16 protein-coding genes are annotated in these 18228 nt (G+C 68.9%); 7 read left to right on the forward strand and 9 right to left on the reverse strand.

What is annotated here, in order from left to right; all coding sequences use genetic code 11:
- The 6 genes from ABEA46_RS08695 to ABEA46_RS08720 form a co-directional block, all read right to left on the reverse strand.
- The gene (locus ABEA46_RS08695) at positions 1-828 is read right to left on the reverse strand and encodes a carbohydrate ABC transporter permease (RefSeq protein ID WP_345544040.1); all 828 of its coding nucleotides are present in this window, start codon (positions 826-828) and stop codon (positions 1-3) included.
- On the reverse strand, positions 825-1799 hold the full coding sequence (locus ABEA46_RS08700) for a carbohydrate ABC transporter permease (protein ID WP_345544041.1): 975 nt from the start codon (positions 1797-1799) through the stop codon (positions 825-827). The genes ABEA46_RS08695 and ABEA46_RS08700 overlap by 4 nt, the downstream gene beginning before the upstream one ends.
- Positions 1800-1810: 11 nt before the next feature.
- On the reverse strand, positions 1811-3103 hold the full coding sequence (locus ABEA46_RS08705; protein WP_345544042.1) for a sugar ABC transporter substrate-binding protein: 1293 nt from the start codon (positions 3101-3103) through the stop codon (positions 1811-1813).
- Positions 3104-3250: 147 nt separating this feature from the next.
- Positions 3251-6289 (reverse strand): hypothetical protein, encoded by a 3039-nt coding sequence (locus ABEA46_RS08710; protein ID WP_345544043.1) that lies wholly within the window; start codon positions 6287-6289, stop codon positions 3251-3253.
- A 165-nt stretch (positions 6290-6454) separates the two neighbouring features.
- Positions 6455-7249: an ABC transporter permease gene (locus ABEA46_RS08715; protein ID WP_345544044.1), complete on the reverse strand. Its 795-nt coding sequence runs from the start codon at positions 7247-7249 to the stop codon at positions 6455-6457.
- A complete protein-coding gene (locus ABEA46_RS08720; protein ID WP_345544045.1) occupies positions 7246-8298 on the reverse strand; it encodes an ABC transporter ATP-binding protein in 1053 nt (350 codons plus the stop codon). Before ABEA46_RS08720 ends, ABEA46_RS08715 begins: the two co-directional genes overlap by 4 nt.
- A gap of 61 nt (positions 8299-8359) precedes the next feature.
- On the opposite strand from ABEA46_RS08720, the gene ABEA46_RS08725 reads away from it, so the two are divergent.
- The 5 genes from ABEA46_RS08725 to ABEA46_RS08745 all read left to right on the forward strand — a co-directional run bounded on the left by ABEA46_RS08725 (position 8360) and on the right by ABEA46_RS08745 (position 12659).
- Positions 8360-9322, forward strand: coding sequence for a helix-turn-helix transcriptional regulator (locus ABEA46_RS08725; protein ID WP_345544046.1), 963 nt, complete (start codon positions 8360-8362; stop codon positions 9320-9322).
- Between the two features lie 97 nt (positions 9323-9419).
- Entirely contained in the window at positions 9420-9827 is a 408-nt protein-coding gene (locus tag ABEA46_RS08730; RefSeq protein ID WP_345544047.1) for a DUF4383 domain-containing protein, read from the forward strand.
- Positions 9824-10360 carry a hypothetical protein gene (locus ABEA46_RS08735; protein ID WP_345544048.1) on the forward strand — a complete coding sequence of 179 codons (537 nt, stop codon included), beginning with the start codon at positions 9824-9826 and terminating at the stop codon, positions 10358-10360. The genes ABEA46_RS08730 and ABEA46_RS08735 overlap by 4 nt, the downstream gene beginning before the upstream one ends.
- A 123-nt stretch (positions 10361-10483) precedes the next feature.
- Positions 10484-12208, forward strand: a complete 1725-nt coding sequence (locus tag ABEA46_RS08740; RefSeq protein ID WP_345544049.1) for an MDR family MFS transporter — start codon at positions 10484-10486, stop codon at positions 12206-12208.
- A gap of 10 nt (positions 12209-12218) precedes the next feature.
- Positions 12219-12659, forward strand: a complete 441-nt coding sequence (locus ABEA46_RS08745; RefSeq protein ID WP_345544050.1) for a MarR family winged helix-turn-helix transcriptional regulator — start codon at positions 12219-12221, stop codon at positions 12657-12659.
- 85 nt (positions 12660-12744) lie between these two features.
- Here the strand turns inward: ABEA46_RS08745 and ABEA46_RS08750 are convergent, their stop codons facing one another.
- The 3 genes from ABEA46_RS08750 to ABEA46_RS08760 form a co-directional block, all read right to left on the reverse strand.
- Positions 12745-13686, reverse strand: a complete 942-nt coding sequence (locus ABEA46_RS08750; RefSeq protein WP_345544051.1) for a DUF6807 domain-containing protein — start codon at positions 13684-13686, stop codon at positions 12745-12747.
- Complete coding sequence (locus tag ABEA46_RS08755) at positions 13686-14456, reverse strand: carbohydrate ABC transporter permease (RefSeq protein ID WP_345544240.1); 771 nt, start codon at positions 14454-14456, stop codon at positions 13686-13688. Before ABEA46_RS08755 ends, ABEA46_RS08750 begins: the two co-directional genes overlap by 1 nt.
- A gap of 157 nt (positions 14457-14613) precedes the next feature.
- Positions 14614-15555 (reverse strand): carbohydrate ABC transporter permease, encoded by a 942-nt coding sequence (locus tag ABEA46_RS08760; protein ID WP_345544052.1) that lies wholly within the window; start codon positions 15553-15555, stop codon positions 14614-14616.
- A 250-nt stretch (positions 15556-15805) separates the two neighbouring features.
- Here ABEA46_RS08760 and ABEA46_RS08765 point away from each other — a divergent pair, with 250 nt between their 5' ends.
- Positions 15806-17089 (forward strand): ABC transporter substrate-binding protein, encoded by a 1284-nt coding sequence (locus ABEA46_RS08765; RefSeq protein ID WP_345544054.1) that lies wholly within the window; start codon positions 15806-15808, stop codon positions 17087-17089.
- Positions 17086-18222 carry a Gfo/Idh/MocA family protein gene (locus ABEA46_RS08770; RefSeq protein ID WP_345544055.1) on the forward strand — a complete coding sequence of 379 codons (1137 nt, stop codon included), beginning with the start codon at positions 17086-17088 and terminating at the stop codon, positions 18220-18222. Before ABEA46_RS08765 ends, ABEA46_RS08770 begins: the two co-directional genes overlap by 4 nt.
- The last annotated feature ends 6 nt before the right edge of the window (positions 18223-18228 follow it).

Below are 18228 nucleotides of genomic sequence, written 5' to 3' on the forward strand. Positions count from 1 at the left end.
TCAGCCCTTCACGGCTCCCGCGACGATGCCGCTCGACAGGCGTCGCTGCACGATGATGAAGAAGATCATGACCGGGATCGTGATGATGGTCGACGCCGCCATCACCGAGCCCCAGTCGTTCGAGTGCACGCCGAAGAACTGGCGCAGGCCGATCGACACCGTGTAGTTCTCGGTCGCGCCACCGAGGAGCGTCATCGCGAAGATGAACTCGTTCCACGCGGTGATGAACGCGAACACGCTCGTCGCGACGAGCCCGGGCGCCACCAGCGGCAGCAGCACCGAGCGGAACATGCGCCACCACGAGGCGCCGTCGATGTACGCGGCCTCTTCGAGCTCGACGGGGACGGCCGCGACGAAGCCGCGCAGCATCCAGATCCCGAACGGCAGCGCGAGCGCCGTGTAGACGATCATGAGGCCGAGCAGGGTCCCCAGCAGCTGCAGATCGCGCACCTGCACGAACAGCGGGATGACGAGGGCCTCCAGCGGCACCATCTGCACCACGAGGATCATCATGACGATCTGGGTGCGCAGCGCGAAGCGGAACCGGGCCACCGCGACCGAGGCCAGCAGGCCCAGCAGCCCCGAGACGAGCACCACCACCAGCGCCACGACGAGCGAGTTGCGCAGGTAGGTCGCAAAGCCGCCGTCGGTCAGCACGAACACGAAGTGGTCGAACGTGAACTGCCGGGGCACGAGCTCGGCGCCGCCGGACGGGTTCTCGTCGAACGCGCTCACGAGCATCCAGTACGTGGGGAAGAGCGTGAAGACGAGCAGCAGGAAGACGAGGATGCCCTTGAGGATCCGTCGTCCGATCGAGGGCCGGGTCACAGCTGGTCCTCCTTGAGAAGCCGGCGCACATAGACGACGGTGATGATGAGCAGCAGCACGGTCAGCAGCACGGCGATCGCTGAGCCGAAGCCGTACCGGTTCTGCCCGAACGACTCGACGTACGACCAGACCCCGAGGTTCAGCACCTCGCGGTTGGAGCCCGCGCCGCCGGGCATGAGGTAGACCTGCGCGAAGACCTTGAAGTCCCAGATGGTCGACAGGATGATGACCACCGCGAACACCTGGTTCAGCTGCGGGAACGTGATGCTCCAGAACCGCCGCCACGCTCCTGCGCCGTCGAGGGCGGCCGCTTCGAGCGTCTCTTTCGGAACGCCGAGCAGGCCCGCCAGGATCGTGACAGCGACGAACGGGAAGCCGTGGTGGATCACGTTCAGCAGCACGATCGCGTAGAACGACCAGCGGTTGGTGAACCAGTTGTAGGGCTGGTCCATGAGCCCGAACTGCATCAGCAGCTGGTTGAAGATGCCGCGGTCGGCGTCGAAGATCCACACCCACACATACGTGCCGGTGACGGCGGGCATCGCCCAGGCCGCCATGATGGCGCTGGCCACGACGGTGCGCCAGAAGGTGCCGAGCGACTGCAGCAGCAGCGCGACGAGCGTGCCGAACGCGACGGTGCCGACAACCGACAGGATCGCGAAGCCGACCGTGTTGGGCAGCACGACAGCCCACAGCGTCGGGCTCGTCAGGATCTCGACGAAGTTGTCGAGGCCGATGAAGTTCGGCTCGCCGGACACGATCTCGCGCAGGCCGTAGTCCTGGAACGAGAACAGCACCACCCGGATCAGCGGCCACAGCAGGAGTCCTGCCAGGACGACGAGCGCGGGTGTGATGAGCATCCACGGCCGCAGCCGGTCCATCGGGCGGCGGCGGGATCCCGGGGCGACCGCCGCGCCGGCGGTGGAGGAGGCGTGGTCCTCCACCGTCGGCGCCTGGGGCATGAATGCCATACGAATACTGCTTACTTGTCGTTGAGGGTCGCGGTCATCTCGGCCGCCGCATCCTTCGCAGCCGTCTCGACGTCCTTCTGGCCCGAAAGGATCGCCTGCATCATGGCGCTCGTCGTCTTCTTGGCCTGGACGGCGCCGAAGGTCGGCGTCACCGGCACGGACGCGCCGCCGTCGACCATCTGCGTCGCGAACGGCTGCACCATCGGGTCGGCGTTCTCGATCGACTTCTCCAGCAGCGACTTCTGGCCCGGGAAGTACCCGCTCTGCTCGCCCCACTTCTCGGCGAACTCGCCCGTGGTCATCATCTTGATGAACGCGAACGCGAGGTCCTTGTCCTTGGCCGTCTCGAACATGCTCAGGTGCGAGCCGCCGAGCACCGACGGCGAGATGCCGTCCTCTTCGCCGGGGATCGGCACGGCGGCGAACTTGCCCTCCATGTCGGGTCCCTTCTCGACGATCGCCGACGGGGTCCACGAGCCCATGACGGCCATGCCGACAGTGCCCGCGGCGAACGCGTCGAGCACGTCCGTCTCCTTCCAGGTGGTCGCGCCGGCCGACGACAGGTTGTCCTGCGTGGCCAGGCCCGTCCAGAACTCCAGACCCTTCACCGACTCGGGCGAGTCGAGCTCGCTCGTCCAGGTGCCGTCCTTCTCGGTGGCGACCTCGCCGCCGGCGCCCCACACCCACGGGTAGACCGTGAACTCGGCGTCACCGGGGACGGCGACCGCCGTCATGTCGGGGTGAGCGGCCTTGATCGCCAGCGCGGCGTCGCGCAGCTCCTCCCAGTTGGTGGGGGCGTCCAGGCCCAGCTCCTCGAAGATGTCGGAGCGGTAGACGAGCGAGCGTACGCCGGCGTACCAGGGCATGCCGTACTGCTCGCCGTCGTAGGTGCCCGACTTCACGAGGCCCTCGACCAGGTCGTCTTCGAGCCCGTCCTTCTTGATGTAGTCCGTGATGGGCGCGAGCGCGCCGGCGTCGGCGAACTCGGGCGTCCAGGTGGTGCCCGTCTCGGCGACGTCGGGGGTCGTGCCGCCGGCGATCGACGTGACGAACCGGTCGTGGGCGTCGGCCCACTGCACGAACTCGACGTTCAGCGTGGCGCCGGTCTCGTCCTTGAACGCGTCGGCGACCTCGTCGAAGAACGGCTCGGCGTCGGGGTTCGTGCCCTGCATGATCCAGACGTCGAGGGTCTTGCCCTCGCCCGATGCCGAATCGTCTCCGTTGTCGCCACCGCCGCCACTGCAGGCGGTGATGCCGAGTACTGCCACACCCAACACGGGGATGGGCAGGATGCGCTTCCTCATGTGAACTCCTCTTCTGCGACCACACTCTGGTGTCGGCCTTCCGGCCGCGACTCACACTATGGAAGAAACCACCAGATGTCACCACTGTCTTGGAATTTTCTCCCAACCGTTATCGACCGGAAACACGCGTCCCGCCGTCTGCAGGGCTCAGGAGCGGGGGGATGCCTCGGCCCGCCGCCATCCCCAGGGCAGGGCCAGCAGCACGCCGGCCACCAGCAGCACGAGCGCGAACGCGGCGGCGGCCCAAGGGGTGGCATCCGGGATGTCGAGGTAGGTCGTGATGCCCAGGATGCGGGCGAGGCCCCAGGGCAGCAGCCCCATCTCGTCGTTCCAGACGGTGAGCGCGGCCTCCAGACCGATGACGCCGATCATGACCGACGGCACGAGCAGCCCCGCCCCGACGGCGGCCAGCACGTAGCCGGTTCCGCGGCGTGCGCCGACCTGCGCCGACAGGGCCCACCCTGCGGCGACGAACACCCACAGGAACAGGGCGAAGGCGACGGCGATGTACGCGGTGCGCAGCACCGGCTCCGTCCAGAAGGCGTACCAGTAGCCGCCCGGCCCGGTGAACGACAGGGCGAAGAGCGTGACGATGCAGCGCAGCATCACGACCCCGCCGACGGCGGCGATCACGGGCCACGGCGAGCGCCGGCGCACGAACAGCCGCATCACGACGGCGAACACGACCCAGGCGCCGATGACGATCGCGACGTGCGTCCACGACAGGAACGAGGTCTGCACGGCGCGCGTCGCGACCAGCAGCGCCGCGGGGATGATGAGCAGCAGCCACCGGTCGAGCTCGAGCATGCCGAGGGTGGACTCGCGCGCCCGCCACGGCCGGGTCGACGCGATCCAGGTCGCGCGAGCGGCGGCCGCGCCCGGGCGCCGCACCAGGCTCGTGCGCGCGGCGATCATGCCGATCACGACCCACGCGACAGCCAGCAGCAGCAGGCCACGGGCGAGCCACGCCATCGTGTCGTCGCGCTCCGAGCGCTCGATGCCGAGCCGTGCCGCCGTGAGGTTGAGGGCGGGGTGGTCGATGTCGCCGTCGTAGGCCTCGAGGTGTGCGGCCGCGAGCTTCTCGAAGGTCGCACGGTCGGCCTCCCACGCGGCGCGGGCGTCGGGCGACAGGGTGTCGTGCCACTCCCCCTGGTGCAGGATCAGCGACCGGTACGACGACAGCAGGCGCAGCGTGTCGGCCTCGTAGTCCAGGGCGCCCACGAACGCGTCGCGGATGTCGGGCGAACGCCAGGTGGCGGCATCCGTCGCTGCCACCTCATCGCGCATCTGCTCGACGGTCTCGACGGCCTGCTGACCGTCGGCGATCGCGGCGTCGATGCCGCCGTCGGCGTCGCGCACGATCGAGTACATGACGTCGAGCACGGCGGAGTCGCCGGTCAGGATGTCCCACTCGAAGATCCACATCATCGGCGGCGGTTCGAGCCCGATCGCGAACACGCGCTGCTGCGCGAACGGCGCGATGTACAGGCCGTGCGCGATGGCGTCACGCGACTGCCCCATCGCCGACACGATCGCGTCGACGGTCGCGGGGTCGTCCGAGAACCACTCGCGCGCCCAGTCCTCCGTCACCTGCGTCACGTCGGCGGAAGGGTCGCGGGCGAGGGATGCCGCCACCTGCGTGTTCAGCTCGTACAGCTGCCAGAACCCGGCCTTGAGGTAGAGCGTCATGGGTCCGGCGCGCCACGGCCCGCCGTCCTGCGTCCACACCCACACGCCTTCGATGCCGTCGTTCGCCGCGAGCAGCTGCTGCAGCGCCCACTGGTACTCGGCGCCGAGGTCGTTGGCGAAGGCTCCGAAGTTCTCGAACTCGCGGCGACTCTGGAACTCCACGATGCGCCGCTGCGAGCCCTGCTCGAGCGTGTCGTTGAGCGGCAGCCACGTGTAGAAGTCGCCGAGCGTGTACTTCGTCGACACGATGAGCGCGGGCGAGTCGATGCCGCCGAGCACCGCCTCGTACGAGTCGCTGTCGGTGTGCATGTCGCCGACGGCGCCCACCCCCACCGACCAGGTGCGGAAGATGACTTCGCGATCGGATGCCTCGGTCTGCCCTGTGAAGGCCTCGAGCATCGCGCGCACGGCGTCGACGGTCGTGACCTTGAGGGCGGAGTAGTAGTCCCAGCCGCCCACGTCGTAGACCGGCCCGGCCTCGCCGATGCGGATGAGCACGCCGTCGAGCGCGGGCACGGCCTTGTAGAGCTCGTCGAGGCCCGCGGTGTAGACGTCCCACAGCTCGGGGTTCTCGGTGTCGAGCGACCCGAACCGGTCAGTGAGGTACTGCTCGAGCGGGCCGGTCAGGGCGAGCATGTCGGTGCGCAGGAAGACCTTGACGCCGAGCTCGTCGGCGCGCTCCCAGAACGGCGCGAACGCCTCGCGCAGCGCGAGCGCCTTGGCGCGGTGCTCGTCGCCCTCGGCGTAGACCGGACCGCCCGGGGCGTCGTCGAACGTCACGAACTCCACGAACCCGGGGAACGCCACCGCGTTGAACCCGTTCGCGAGCGAGTGCCGCAAGAAGACGTCGAAGTCGTCGTAGGCCGCGGCGAGCGCGGTCTGGTCGATGTACGGGGCGTCGGACTCGAACACGTCCGCGAAAGCCTTGGACGCGTGCGAGTAGTCGTCGCCCGACTCCCATTCGGAGGGATCGGGCGTGACCCCGACGGCGCCGAGGTCGGTCATCCGCAGCGGAAGACGGGATGCCTCGTGCGCGCCGATCAGGTCGACCAGCGGCTTCGCAGCCCGCACCTGTGCGGCCAGGTCGTAGATCGCCCGCGTGGTTCCGGCTTCGGCGGTGGCAGTGACGGTGAGGGCGCCCGCGTCACCCGCGAGGGCGTACGAGTCATCGTCAGGCGCAGCACGCGCGTCGTACCACTTCGGGACGGTGAGGGATGCCGCTCCCTCGGTCTGCGGAGCATCCGCGATCGCGTCCCGCAGTTCGTCCATGGCGACGCCGATGCGCTCGCTGTCGGGCACGTCGACGGCGGTGAGTTCGGGCGGAGCCACGGCCTCGGTGGCTGCGGCGGCGGCAGCAGCTGCGGGCTGCATCTGCTCTGCCGGTTCGGTGCGGATGCCCAGCGCATCGCCGACGGCCAGCGCGACTCCGGCGCCGAGGGCGACCAGCACGATGGCGGTGATGACGGCGAGGATGCCTCGCCGTCGCGCCGTCGTCATCCTCTGATCCTAGGTCCGGCGTTCCCGCGCTTCCGCCAGTTCGCCGAACCCGTTGCACACCTGTTGTGTCCGGTTGTCGGGCCGGCGCCGAAGCCGGTCATTCCCGGTCGTTGAGCGCGCGAGGGACCAGAGCGCGCTCCGCTCAACGACCGGGAGGACCGGCCCTCAGCCGCTCTTGCGCATCGCGCGGATCCCGACGGCCAGCCCGAGCACCGCCAGCACCACCGCGGCGATCCAGCCCCACAGCACCGTGATGTCGCCGAGGTCGCCGGCGAACAGCGCGCGCTCGGCCTGAACCACCCAGTTGACAGGGTTCACTGTCGACACCGCACGCATCCAGGCGGGACCTTCGTCCAGCGGCAGCAGCATGCCCGACAGGATCAGCAGCGGAAAGATCAGCGTCTGCTGCACGCCCCAGAACAGCCATTCGCGGTCCTTGGTCTTGAGCGCGAGGGTGTACGAGAGCGCCCCGAGCCCGATGCCGAACACGGCCAGCAGCGCCAGCCCGACGACGAGCCCCGGCACGTTGATCGTGAACCCGAACGGCCACGCGATCAACACGATGACGAGCGCCTGCACCACGATCGGCGCGATCTCCTTCAGCGCTCGTCCGACGAGCAGCGACGAGCGCCCGAGCGGCGCGACGAGCGTGCGCTCGTGCGAGCCCGTCATCATCTCGTACTGCAGGTTCGAGCCGGTCGCCCCGGTGCCGAACAGCACGATCATCACGAGCACGCCGGGCACGAACCACTGCAGGGTCTCGCCCACGGGCGCCCCCGACGAACCCACCAGCAGCGGCGCGAACAGCCCCAGGAAGACGAGCGGCTGCACCAGGCTGAAGATCAGCGTGAACGGGTCGCGCACCACGGGCTTGAGCTCACGCGTGAGCACGTTCCAGGTGTCGCGCGCCGCGTTTGGCCGGACGGCGGTATCGGGTCGGGTCTCGGTCTGCGCGCTCATCGCTCGGCTCCTGTCGTCACAACTGCTGTCTCTTCTTCGGCGGATGCCGCATCCCCGGCGCCCTCGTCTCCCTCGGCCTGCCCCTCGCCGGCCTCGCGCAGCGTGCGCCCGGTGAGTGCGAGGAACACGTCGTCGAGCGTCGGCGGCACGCCGGTCGCGGTGCGCACGGTGAGCCCGGCGGCGTCGAGCGCGCGCACCGCAGCGGGGAGCAGCGTCTCCCCTTCGGACGCGGTGACCGTGAGGGATGCCGCCTCCCGGCCCACCTCGCGGGCCGCGAGCCGCTGCACCACCGGAACGGCGGCGGCGGCATCCGCTTCGCTCTCGAAGCCGAAGGTGAGGACGTCGCCGGCGAGGTCGGCCTTGAGCCGCGCGGCGGTGTCGTCGGCGATCACGCGGCCGCGGTCCATGACCATGACGCGTTCGGCGTAGCGGTCGGCCTCCTCGAGGTAGTGCGTGGTGAGGAACACCGTGGTGCCGTGGCTGCGCCGCAGCTCCAGGATGTGCTGCCACAGGTTGGCGCGGCTCTGGGGGTCCAGGCCCGTCGACGGCTCGTCGAGGAACAGCAGCGGCGGCGCGTGCATCAGGCCGAGCGCGATGTCGAGACGGCGCTTCTGCCCGCCCGACAGCTGCTGCACGGTGCGGGTCGCGAAGCCCGAGAGGTCGAGCGAGTCGATGAGCTCGTCGGCCCGCTGCTTCGCGGCGGACTTCGACATGCCGTAGAACGCCCCTTGGCTCAGCAGCTCGTCGTGCGCGCGCTGCGAGAAGCTGCCGCTCGTGAGCTGCCCGACGTACCCGATGCGGGCGCGCACGTCGGCGGGACGGTTCAGGATGTCGAAGCCGACGACCTTCGCGGTGCCCGAGGTCGGTGGGATGAGCGTGGTGAGCATGCGCAGGCTGGTGGACTTGCCCGCGCCATTGGGTCCCAGGAACGCGACGAGCTCGCCGCGCGCCACCTGGAACGAGAGGTCGGTGACCGCCTCGACGGTCTTGCCCTTGACGGTGAAGCGCTTGGCGAGGCCCTGCGCTTCGATGATCGGTTCGTTCGCCATGCCGCCAAGCTACGAACCAATGCGGACGGATCCTGTCCTGGATGCATGAGATTCTTTTCGCATGTCCGACACGACCACCCGCGCCCTCTCGCTGCTGAATCTGCTGCAGACCCATCGGCATTGGCCGGGCACCGAGCTCGCCGGGCGCCTCGGCGTCACCGAGCGCACGGTGCGACGCGACGTCGAGCGCCTGCGCGAGCTCGGCTACCGCATCGAGTCCACCCCTGGTGCAGCCGGCGGGTATCGGCTCGAAGCCGGCAGCGCCGTGCCTCCCCTGCTGCTCACCGACGACGAGGCCGTCGCGATGGCGATCGGACTGCGGGTGGCGGCATCCAATCGCCTGTTGAGCGGTGCCGAGACGACAGTGACCGCGCTCGCGAAGCTCGAGCAGGTGCTGCCCGCGCCGCTGCGGCGCCGGGTCAACGCGCTGGCCGAGACCGTGCAGCCGACCGGCATCCGCTCGGGCGCCGCGGTGTCGAGCGAGATGCTCGGCGAGCTGGCCCTGGCCACCCGCGACCACGAGCGCGTGCGCTTCACCTATACGACGGCGTCGGGCGAGATCATGAAGCGCCGCGTCGAGCCGCACGCCCTCGCCCCCGCCGAACGACACTGGTACCTGCTGTGCTGGGACCTCGAGCGCGACGACTGGCGCACCTTCCGGGTCGACCGCCTGTCGGACGTCGAGCACACGCGCGTGCTGTTCATGCCCCGCGAGGTCACGCCCGAGCAGGTGGACGAGTTCATCGCCGTGGCACGGTCGTGGAGTCCGCAGGCGATCGCCGGGGCCGCCGTCATGGACCTGGGCCTCGACGACATGCGCGCCTACTTCGGCCAGTGGGGCCAAGGCGCGACGGACGCGGGCGACGGCCGCACGAACTGGCCGGTCGGCGGCAGCGACTTCCGCGAGGTCATGTACGCCCTCGCCTGGATCCCCGAGGGCGTGCCGTACACGGTGGAGCTGCCGGATGCCGCTCGGACGACGATGCGCGAGGCGTTGGAGAGGATGCTCGCGGCCCTGGACTAGCGGTCGGCAGCCGCCCGACGGATCCCATCCGATCCGGCGAGGGCGCCGAACCACTCTCACAGCCGCAGATCGCGGGCTGTCGAAAGAGAGGTCCCTCATGCGCACGTCACCGAACCGCCTCGTCGCCACGATCTTCGGCGCGGTGTATCTGCTCGTCGGCCTGCTCGGCTTCGCCGTGACCGGCGGCGTCGGCTTCCTGGCCACCGAAGGCGGTCTGCTGCTCGGGGTGTTCGCGGTGAACCCGCTCCACAACATCGCGCATCTGCTCATCGGCGGGGCTCTGCTGGCGGCAGGACTGGTCAGCTCGCGTGCTGCGAAGACGGTGAACATCGTCGTCGGGGCGGCATACCTGCTGCTCGGCATCGCCGGTTTCTTCCTGGTGGGCACGGCCGCCAACATCCTCGCCCTGAACGTTCCGGACCACTTCCTGCACCTGGCCAGCGCGATCGTGCTGCTCGGTGTCGGACTGGCCGCCGAGCGGTCGCCGCAGCCGGCGACCGCGTGACGACGGCCATGGGGGCATCCGAGCCGGGGCGCGCGGTTCACCGCGCCCCGGTCTGGGTGGCGGTCGGCGCATGGGGAGCCGGCCTCGTGGGCGCGGCGGTCGGCGCCGCGGCGATCGTGGGGGTGCAGGCCGACCCGGTCTCGCGTCCGCTCGGCGCCGCCGCCGTGGCCCACGCCCTGCTCGCCCTCGCGTGGGGCGCCGTGTGCCTCGCGCGGGGGCGCACCGTCGCTCCGCGCTCCGCGCTCGTGGGGGTGTTCGCAGGGACCACCCTGATCGTGGCGCTGCTCGCGACCGGGCCCGGCGCCACGAGCATCGTCGCGGTCGGGGTGTTCGTGGCCCTGAGCGTGACAGTCGGGGCCGGCATCGGGTGGGGCGTACGGCATCCCTCACGCGGCGGCGGAGTGGCCGGCCTGATCGCGGCCGCGGCCGTCGTCTCAGTGCTGGTGACGCCGGCACTCGGATCTGCTCAGGATGCCGCCACCGCCGAGCCCGATGGCACGTTCGCGCCTGTCGTCGAGCACCACGGCCACTGACACGCGGCGCGTGCGCGGCATCCACTCCCCCTCGATTTGGTTGATCACGGTCCACAGTTGACGCAAGTCAACTACCTGTTATATAGTTGACCGTTATCAACTTTCACAATCGGAGGAACCCTCTTGTCGACACTCTCCGACACGCAATCGCCGGCGACCGCCGAGCGCACTCCGCGCGAGGTGTTCATCGCGCTCTCGGGACTCATCGTCACGATGTTCGTCGCCGTGCTCTCGGGCACCGTGATCTCGACCTCGATGCCGCTCATCGTCGCCGACCTCGGCGGCGACCAGTCGGCCTACACGTGGGTCATCACGTCGAGCCTGCTGGCCACGGCCGTCACCACCCCCATCTGGGGCAAGCTGGCCGACCTCGTCAACCGCAAGGTGCTGCTGCAGATCTCGATCGTGCTGTTCGTCGTGGGCAGCGCCATCTCGGGCTTCGCTCAGGATGCGGGCACGCTGATCGCCGTCCGGGTGATCCAGGGCATCGGCACGGGCGGTCTGATGTCGCTCGTCATGATCATCGTCGCCCTCATCATCTCGCCGCGTGAGCGCGGCAAGTACATGGGCGTCGTCGGCGGCATCATGGCCGTCGCCACGATCGGCGGGCCGCTGCTCGGCGGTGTCATCACCGACGCGTGGGGCTGGCGCGCCAACTTCTTCCTGCCGGTGCCGCTCGCGGTCATCGCGCTCGTGCTGCTGCAGTTCACGCTGCACCTGCCGAAGACCCCCAAGCGTCCGGTCAAGATCGACTACATCGGCGCCGTGCTCATGGCGGTGGGCGTCGCACTCACGCTGGTGTGGATCACGCTCGGCGGCAAGCCCGATGCGGGCGGCTTCGAGTGGGATTCGCTCACCAGCTACCTCATGATCGGCGTGGCTGCAGCCGCGATCGTCGCGTTCATCATCGTCGAGTTCTTCGTGCCCGAGCCCATCGTGCCGATGACGCTCTTCAAGAACCGCACGTTCACCCTGTCGGTGATCGCGTCGCTCGCGATCGGCGTCTCGATGTTCGCGACCAGTGTGTTCCTGGCGCAGTACTTCCAGCTCGCGCGTGGTGCCACACCGACCGAGTCGGGCCTCATGACGATCCCGATGATCATCGGCCAGATGGGCGCCTCGATCACCGTCGGCGCGCTGATCTCCAAGTTCGGCCGCTGGAAGGGCTTCATGCTCGTCGGCTCGGTGCTCACCATCGCGGGCACGTACCTGCTCACGACGCTGCACTACGACACCCCGTTCGTGTGGGTCGCGGTGTTCATCTTCGTGCTCGGCGCGGGCCTCGGCATGGTCATGCAGAATCTGACCCTCATCGTGCAGAACGACACCCCCGCCTCGCAGCTGGGCGCCGCGTCGTCGAACGTGAACTTCTTCCGTTCGATCGCCGGCACCATCGGCGTGACGATCATGGGGTCGCTGCTGGCCACGCAGGTCACGAACAACATCACCGACGGCTTCAAGAGCTTCGTGCCCACGTCGCCCGACGAGGTCACGGCGCTGCAGACCCTCGCCACCGGCACGGTGCCGAAGGTCGACGAGCTGCCCGAGACGATCCGCGTGATCATCGAGGCCGCCTACGCCGACGGCATCGCCCACGTCTTCTGGATCGCCGTGCCGCTCGCGGTCATGGCCCTCATCGCGATCGCGTTCCTGCCGAACAAGCGCCTCTCGACCAAGTCGGCGTCGGAGGAGCTGCAGGAAGAGGCCGAGAACGTCGCCATCGAGCTCGCCGAGGCCGAGGTGGGCGCCGCCCTGCCGATGGTCTCGGAGCAGCTCGAAGAGGCCGATCGGGTGCTGACGGGCTCCGTGCCGGTCACGCGCGCCGAGGCCCGCCGGGATCGCTCGTAGCATGGCCATCATGAGCCCGGACTCCGCCGTAGACGACGCGATCCTCGACGTGGAACAACAGCTGTCGGTCCTCTTCAACCGGTCGCGTGCCGTGTGGAAGGAAGCCGCCGAGCAGGTGCACCCCGAGCTGCAGCCCGCGGGCTACAAGCTCTTCGGCACGATCGTCCGCCTCGGCGAGACCAATGCCCACGCCCTGGCTCAGCTGTTCGACATGGACAAGAGCGCCGTGAGCCGCCAGGTGCGCGTGCTCGAGGAGTTCGGGCTCGTGGAGAGCCTCCCCGACGCCACCGACGGACGCGCCCGCGTGCTCGTGCCGACGGCTGTCGGTCTGAAGAAGGCCCTGGAGGTCCGCGAGAGCAACAAGTCCCGGCTGCGCGGCGCGCTGTCGACACGGTCGGCGGATGATCTGCGGCTGTTCGCCGAGATCCTGTCCGAGATCTCGGCCGCGTAGCGGAATGGATGCCGGAAGGGCCGCCCGAGGGGCGGCCCTTCTTGCTTCTCTCCCGCCAGGCAGGCGCCCGTTCCTCCAGCGCGGCTCAGGACCCGACGCGAACCTCGGCGCGCGGCGCCGCCATCACGTCAGCCGCCAGCCCCGCATACTCACCGGCGGCGGCGGCTCCGGCATCCGCGATCACCACGCCGTACCGCAGCCGCAGCGTCTCGTCCGGGAGGAGCGGGTACTCCTCGCTGAAGAACGGGGCGGGGTTGAGGCAGGCGAACTCCTCCGACCGCACGAACCACTGCGGCGGGTGACGCGGGTTGTCGGGGTGATCCGCGATGACGACGGCCGACTCGGCATCGATCTCGTCGTGGCTGCCCACGAACGCCATCCACGGATGCCGCTGCCCGCGCAGCTCGCTCCCGCGTCCGACACCCTCCGGGGTGACGATCGCCCCGCCGGTGAACGAGCGAGGCCCGCGCCAGAACAGGCCGCCGTAGCCTGCGTTCTCCCGGCCACGGGTCGTCGGCGATCCGAGCGGGATGACGGCATCCGTCACATTCGCCATGGCCGTCTCGAACGTCAGCAGCCAGGCGCGCTCGTCGAGCAGGCGGGCCGTCAGCGTCCGCTCCTCGGTGAACAGCAGGCCGCCCGCCTGCGTGATCCAGTCCAGGGTGTGGACGATCCGCACCACGTCGTCCTCGACCGTCGCCGACTCGAGCGAACGGTGCCGCTGCGCGCCGTTGTTGTCGCAGCGGACGTAGCCCCGCCCCCGGATGTACGTCGAGCCGCCCCAGAAGTTCTCGGTGCCGACGACCGGCAGCGACCAGGCGATGCCCTTGTGCCACACGTGGTCGTGCGGCCGGTTGAGGCTGACCACGTGACCCGAACGCGTGCGGATCGGATGCAGGAAGGGCCTCGGCGCCTCGCGCTGCGGAAGGTCTGGAGCGAGCGCATAGCGGAAGAGGGTGACGCCGCCGTCGTCGACGAGGACCTCGTCGGGCGCCGGGCGGCGCAGGTGCAGACCGTCCGCCGCCATCACTTGATCCCCGTCGTCGCGATGCCCTTGACCAGGAACCGCTGGCCGAAGAGGAACACCAGGAACACCGGGATCAGCGACACGATCGACATCGCGAACATCGATCCCCAGTTGCTCTCGCCCTGCGAGTCGACGAAGAGTCTCAGGGCGACCGGGACCGTCATCATGTCGGTGTCGGTCAGGTAGATGAGCGCGCTGAAGAACTGGTTCCAGCTGGCGATGAACGTGAAGATCGCGGTGGTCGCCAGCGCCGGCGTCATCAGCGGCAGGATCACCTGGAAGAAGATGCGGCCATGCCCGGCCCCGTCGATGCGGGCGGCCTCGTCGAGCTCCTTCGGGATGCCGCGGATGAACTGCACCATCAAGAAGATGAAGAACGAGTCGACGGCGAGCATGTTCGGGCCGACCAGCGGCCAGAACGTGTTCACCATTCCGAGCTGCGCGAACAGCACGTACTGCGGCACGAGCGTCACGTGGCCCGGCAGCATGATCGTCATCAGCATGATCGCGAACAGCAGCGTGCGGAACGAGAACCGCATGCGCGCGAAGGCATACGCCGCCATCGAGCACGACACCAGGTTGCCCAGCACCGACCCCAGCACGACGATCGTCGAGTTCATGAGGTAGACGCTGAACGGCTGGCTGAGGGCATTCCACCCGGTCGGGTAGTGCGACAGGTCCACTTCACTCAGCCACAGCCCCGGCTCCGAGAAGATCTGGTCGTTGGGTCGGAGCGAGGACACGACCATCCACAGCAGCGGATAGATCATGATCAGGCCGGTCGCGATGAGTGCGGCGTGCTTGAGGATGCTGCGCACCGACGAGCCCGCACCACGGCGTCGTGGACCGACGCGCTTCGGCCGGCGCTGAGCGTCGGGCACGACGACGGCATAGGTCTCGGGGAGTTCGGTCGTCTTGGGGGCGGTGTCAGTCGTCATAGTGGACCCAGTACTTCGAAGCGATGAAATTGGCGGCGGTGAGCGCACCCACGATGACGACCAGGAGCCACGCCATCGCCGAGGCGTACCCCATGTCGAACTCCTTGAAGCCCTTGTTGTAGAGGTACATCGTGTAGAAGAGCGTCGAGTCCGACGGACCGCCGGTGCCGCCCGACACGATGAACGCCTGCGTGAACGACTGGAAGGCGCCGATCGTCTGCAGCACGACGTTGAAGAAGATGATTGGCGTGAGCATCGGGAGCGTGATGCGCCAGAACTGCTGGAAGCGAGTCGCCCCGTCGACGGCGGCGGCCTCGTAGTACATCGTCGGAATCTGCCGGAGGCCCGCGAGGAAGATGATCATCGGCGACCCGAAGGTCCACACGTGCAGCAGGATGATCGTTCCCAGGGCGGTGTCGGGGTTGGAGATCCAGCCGATCCCCTCGATCCCCACCAGGGCGAGGAGCTGATTGACGAGGCCGTCCATGCCGAAGATCTGTCGCCACAGGATCGCCACGGCCACCGAACCGCCGAGCAACGACGGCAGGTAGAACACGGAGCGGTAGAACGCGAGTCCGCGCATGCCGCGGTTGAGGACGACCGCGATGAGCAGCGCCACCGCCAGCTGCAGCGGCACACCCACAATGACGTAGGTGAAGGTGACCCGCAGCGATTGGTGCAGCCGCGAGTCGCTGAGCATGCGGATGTAGTTCTCGAGCCCGACCCAGTTGGGGTTCTGCAGCAGGTTGTAGTCCGTGAACGACAGGTAGAACGACGCGAACATCGGGCCGATCGTGATGATCAGCAGGCCCAGCAGCCACGGCGCGAGGAAGATGATCGCGCCCTTGTTGTCGCGCCGCGCAGCCCGCTTGGCTCGCAGATCGGTGGGACGGCTGACCTTCAGCTTCGACAGCTCGCTGAGCGCGCTCACGATGAACCGCGGCTGTCCGGGAGCGTCAGCTCCCCTTGCGGGCGGATGTGCACGTGTGACCTCCTTTGGTCCCGGGGCGGCCCCGTTGAGAAAAGTATAGGGTAACAGTTGACTATTTTGTAGTCGTGTTCGTAGTCTGTTCAGGCGACCTGGCGCCGGCGACGGCGGATCCCCCGAGGTCGCCGGCTTACTGGACGGGCCAGTTCGTACATGGAGGTACGAGGAGATGCACAGCAAGACCCTATGTCGGGTGACTGCAGCGACCGCCGCCGCAGCCACCGTCGCACTGCTCGGCGGTTGCGCAGTGAGCAACGGCGCCACCGCGGGCGAGAATGTCGGTTCGTTCGACCCCGACGAGAAGGTCACCATCACGTTCGCGTGGTGGGGCAGCGAAGCGCGAACCCAGATCACGCAGGCCGCGATCGACGCGTTCGAAGAGGAGTATCCCAACATCACGGTCGAGACGCAGACCAGCGACTTCGGCAGCTACTGGGACATGCTGGCCACCCAGGTCGCCGCAGGCGACGCCCCCGATCTGATCACGATGGGCGGGTCGTACCCGAGCGAGTACGCCAGCCGCGGAGCGCTGCTCGACCTGGACACCGTCTCGGACTACATCGACACGTCGAAGCTCGCCGACGGGTCGCTCGACCTGGGCAACCACGACGGCGTGCAGTACACGCTCCCGGCGGGCATCAACGCCCTCGCGACGTTCCTCAACCCCGCCGTCTTCCAGGCCGCCGGAGTGGATCTCCCCGACACCGACGAGTGGACGTGGGACGACTACGCCGCGGTCGCCACCGAGATCTCGCAGAAGACCGCGGACGGGACCTACGGCACCGTCCCGTTCGCCAACACCTCCGGGCTCGACGCGTGGATCCGCCAGCACGGAGAAGAGACCTACAGCGAAGACGGCGAGTCGGTGGCCGCGAGCGCGGACACCATCGAGGGCTGGTTCCAGCTGTGGCTGGACGCACAGAAGTCCGGCGCGACGCCGGGCGCCTCGATCTTCGTCGAGGACTCGACCGCGGTGCAGGAGCAGTCGCTGTTCGGCACGCAGCGGGCGGCGATGATGTTCGGCTGGAGCAACTACAAGACGGACACCGTCAGCGACGACATCGTCGTAGCCAACCTCCCGGGCGAATCCGAGGAGCCGGGAAACCGCATCGGCGCCTCGATGGAGTATGCGATCTCGTCGTCTTCCGAGCACCCGGAGGCGACGGCTCTGCTGATCGACTTCCTCATCAACAACACCGCGACCGTCGACGCGATCGGCAACGACCGCGGCATGCCTGCCAACGAGGAGCTGCGTGCTCACCTGCGCGACAGCCTCACCCCGGCGCAGCAGAAGGAGGTCGACCTGCTCGACATCGTGACCGCGTCGGGCTCGGGCGCCAAGACCCCGCCTCCGCAGGGTGCGAGTGCGGCATCCGACATTCTCACGCGTCTCATGCAGGACGTGCTCTTCGAGCGCACCACGCCCGCAGACGCAGCAACCGCCTACATCTCGGAAGTCGAGGCAGCGCTCAAATGACGGCGCTCGGAGTCGCCGTCGTCGGCGGGCGCGGATATGGGTCGCTTCATCTCAGACGCCTGCAAGAACTCGAATCCGCAGGGCAGGTTCGACTGCTGGGTGTCGCAGACCCGATCCGCCCCGCCGGTGACGGCGACCCCGGCGACGCACGGTGGTTCCGCTCACTCGGCGACCTGCTGCAGGAGGGCATCCGACCCGACATCGTCGTGATCGCCACGCCGCCCCACACTCACGCCGATCTCGCGCAGCAAGCGATCGCCGCCGGCGCCGACGTCTACCTCGAGAAGCCTCCCGCGGCATCGTTCGCCCAGTTCACCGGGCTGCAGCACGCGGCGGCTGCCGCGGGCCGGGCGGTGCAGGTCGGCTTCCAGAGCCTCGGGTCCGAGGCACTCGGCATCATCGCGGATCTGGTGGACGGCGGCGAGATCGGCGACATCGAGTCCGTCGCCGCCATCGGCACGTGGGCGCGCACGTCGGCATACTTCCGCCGCTCGGCCTGGTCGGGCAGACGTGAGCTCGACGGCGAGCCGGTCGTCGACGGTGCGGCGACCAACCCTCTCGCCCATGCGGTGGTCACCGCGCTGCACCTGGCCGGCGCCGTCCACGCGGACGACGTCCTCGGCGTCGACACCGACCTCTACCGAGCGAACGACATCGACAGCGACGACACCTCGGTGGTGCGCGTGCACACGGCGGGCGGGCTCCGCGTCACCTCGGCGCTGACCTTGTGCGCCCGCACCCAGACGGCTCCGACGATCGTGTTGCAGGGCACGCGCGGCGCCATCGAACTCCACTACACGCTGGACGAGGTCATCGTCGACGGCCCCGCCGGCCACCGTGGTTTCGTGACGACGCGCACCGGCCTGCTCAGGAACCTCATCGCGCATCGCCTGAGGGGCGAGCCGCTCCTGAGCGGCCTGGCCGACAGCGGATCGTTCATGCGGGTGCTCGAGGCGGTGCGCGTGGCCGACGAGCCGACCCGAATCCCGGACTCGTGGATCACGTGGGTGGGCGAGGGCGATGACCGCCGCGCCGTCGTGCACGGTATCGAACGCCTCGCCGCGCGCGCTGCGCACGAGCAGGCTACGTTTGCGGAGCTGGGCCTGGCCTGGACGCCCGCCGCGATCTCGTGACGAGAT

It is taken from the genome of Microbacterium jejuense, from assembly GCF_039544225.1.
GTDB classification, from domain to species: domain Bacteria; phylum Actinomycetota; class Actinomycetes; order Actinomycetales; family Microbacteriaceae; genus Microbacterium; species Microbacterium jejuense.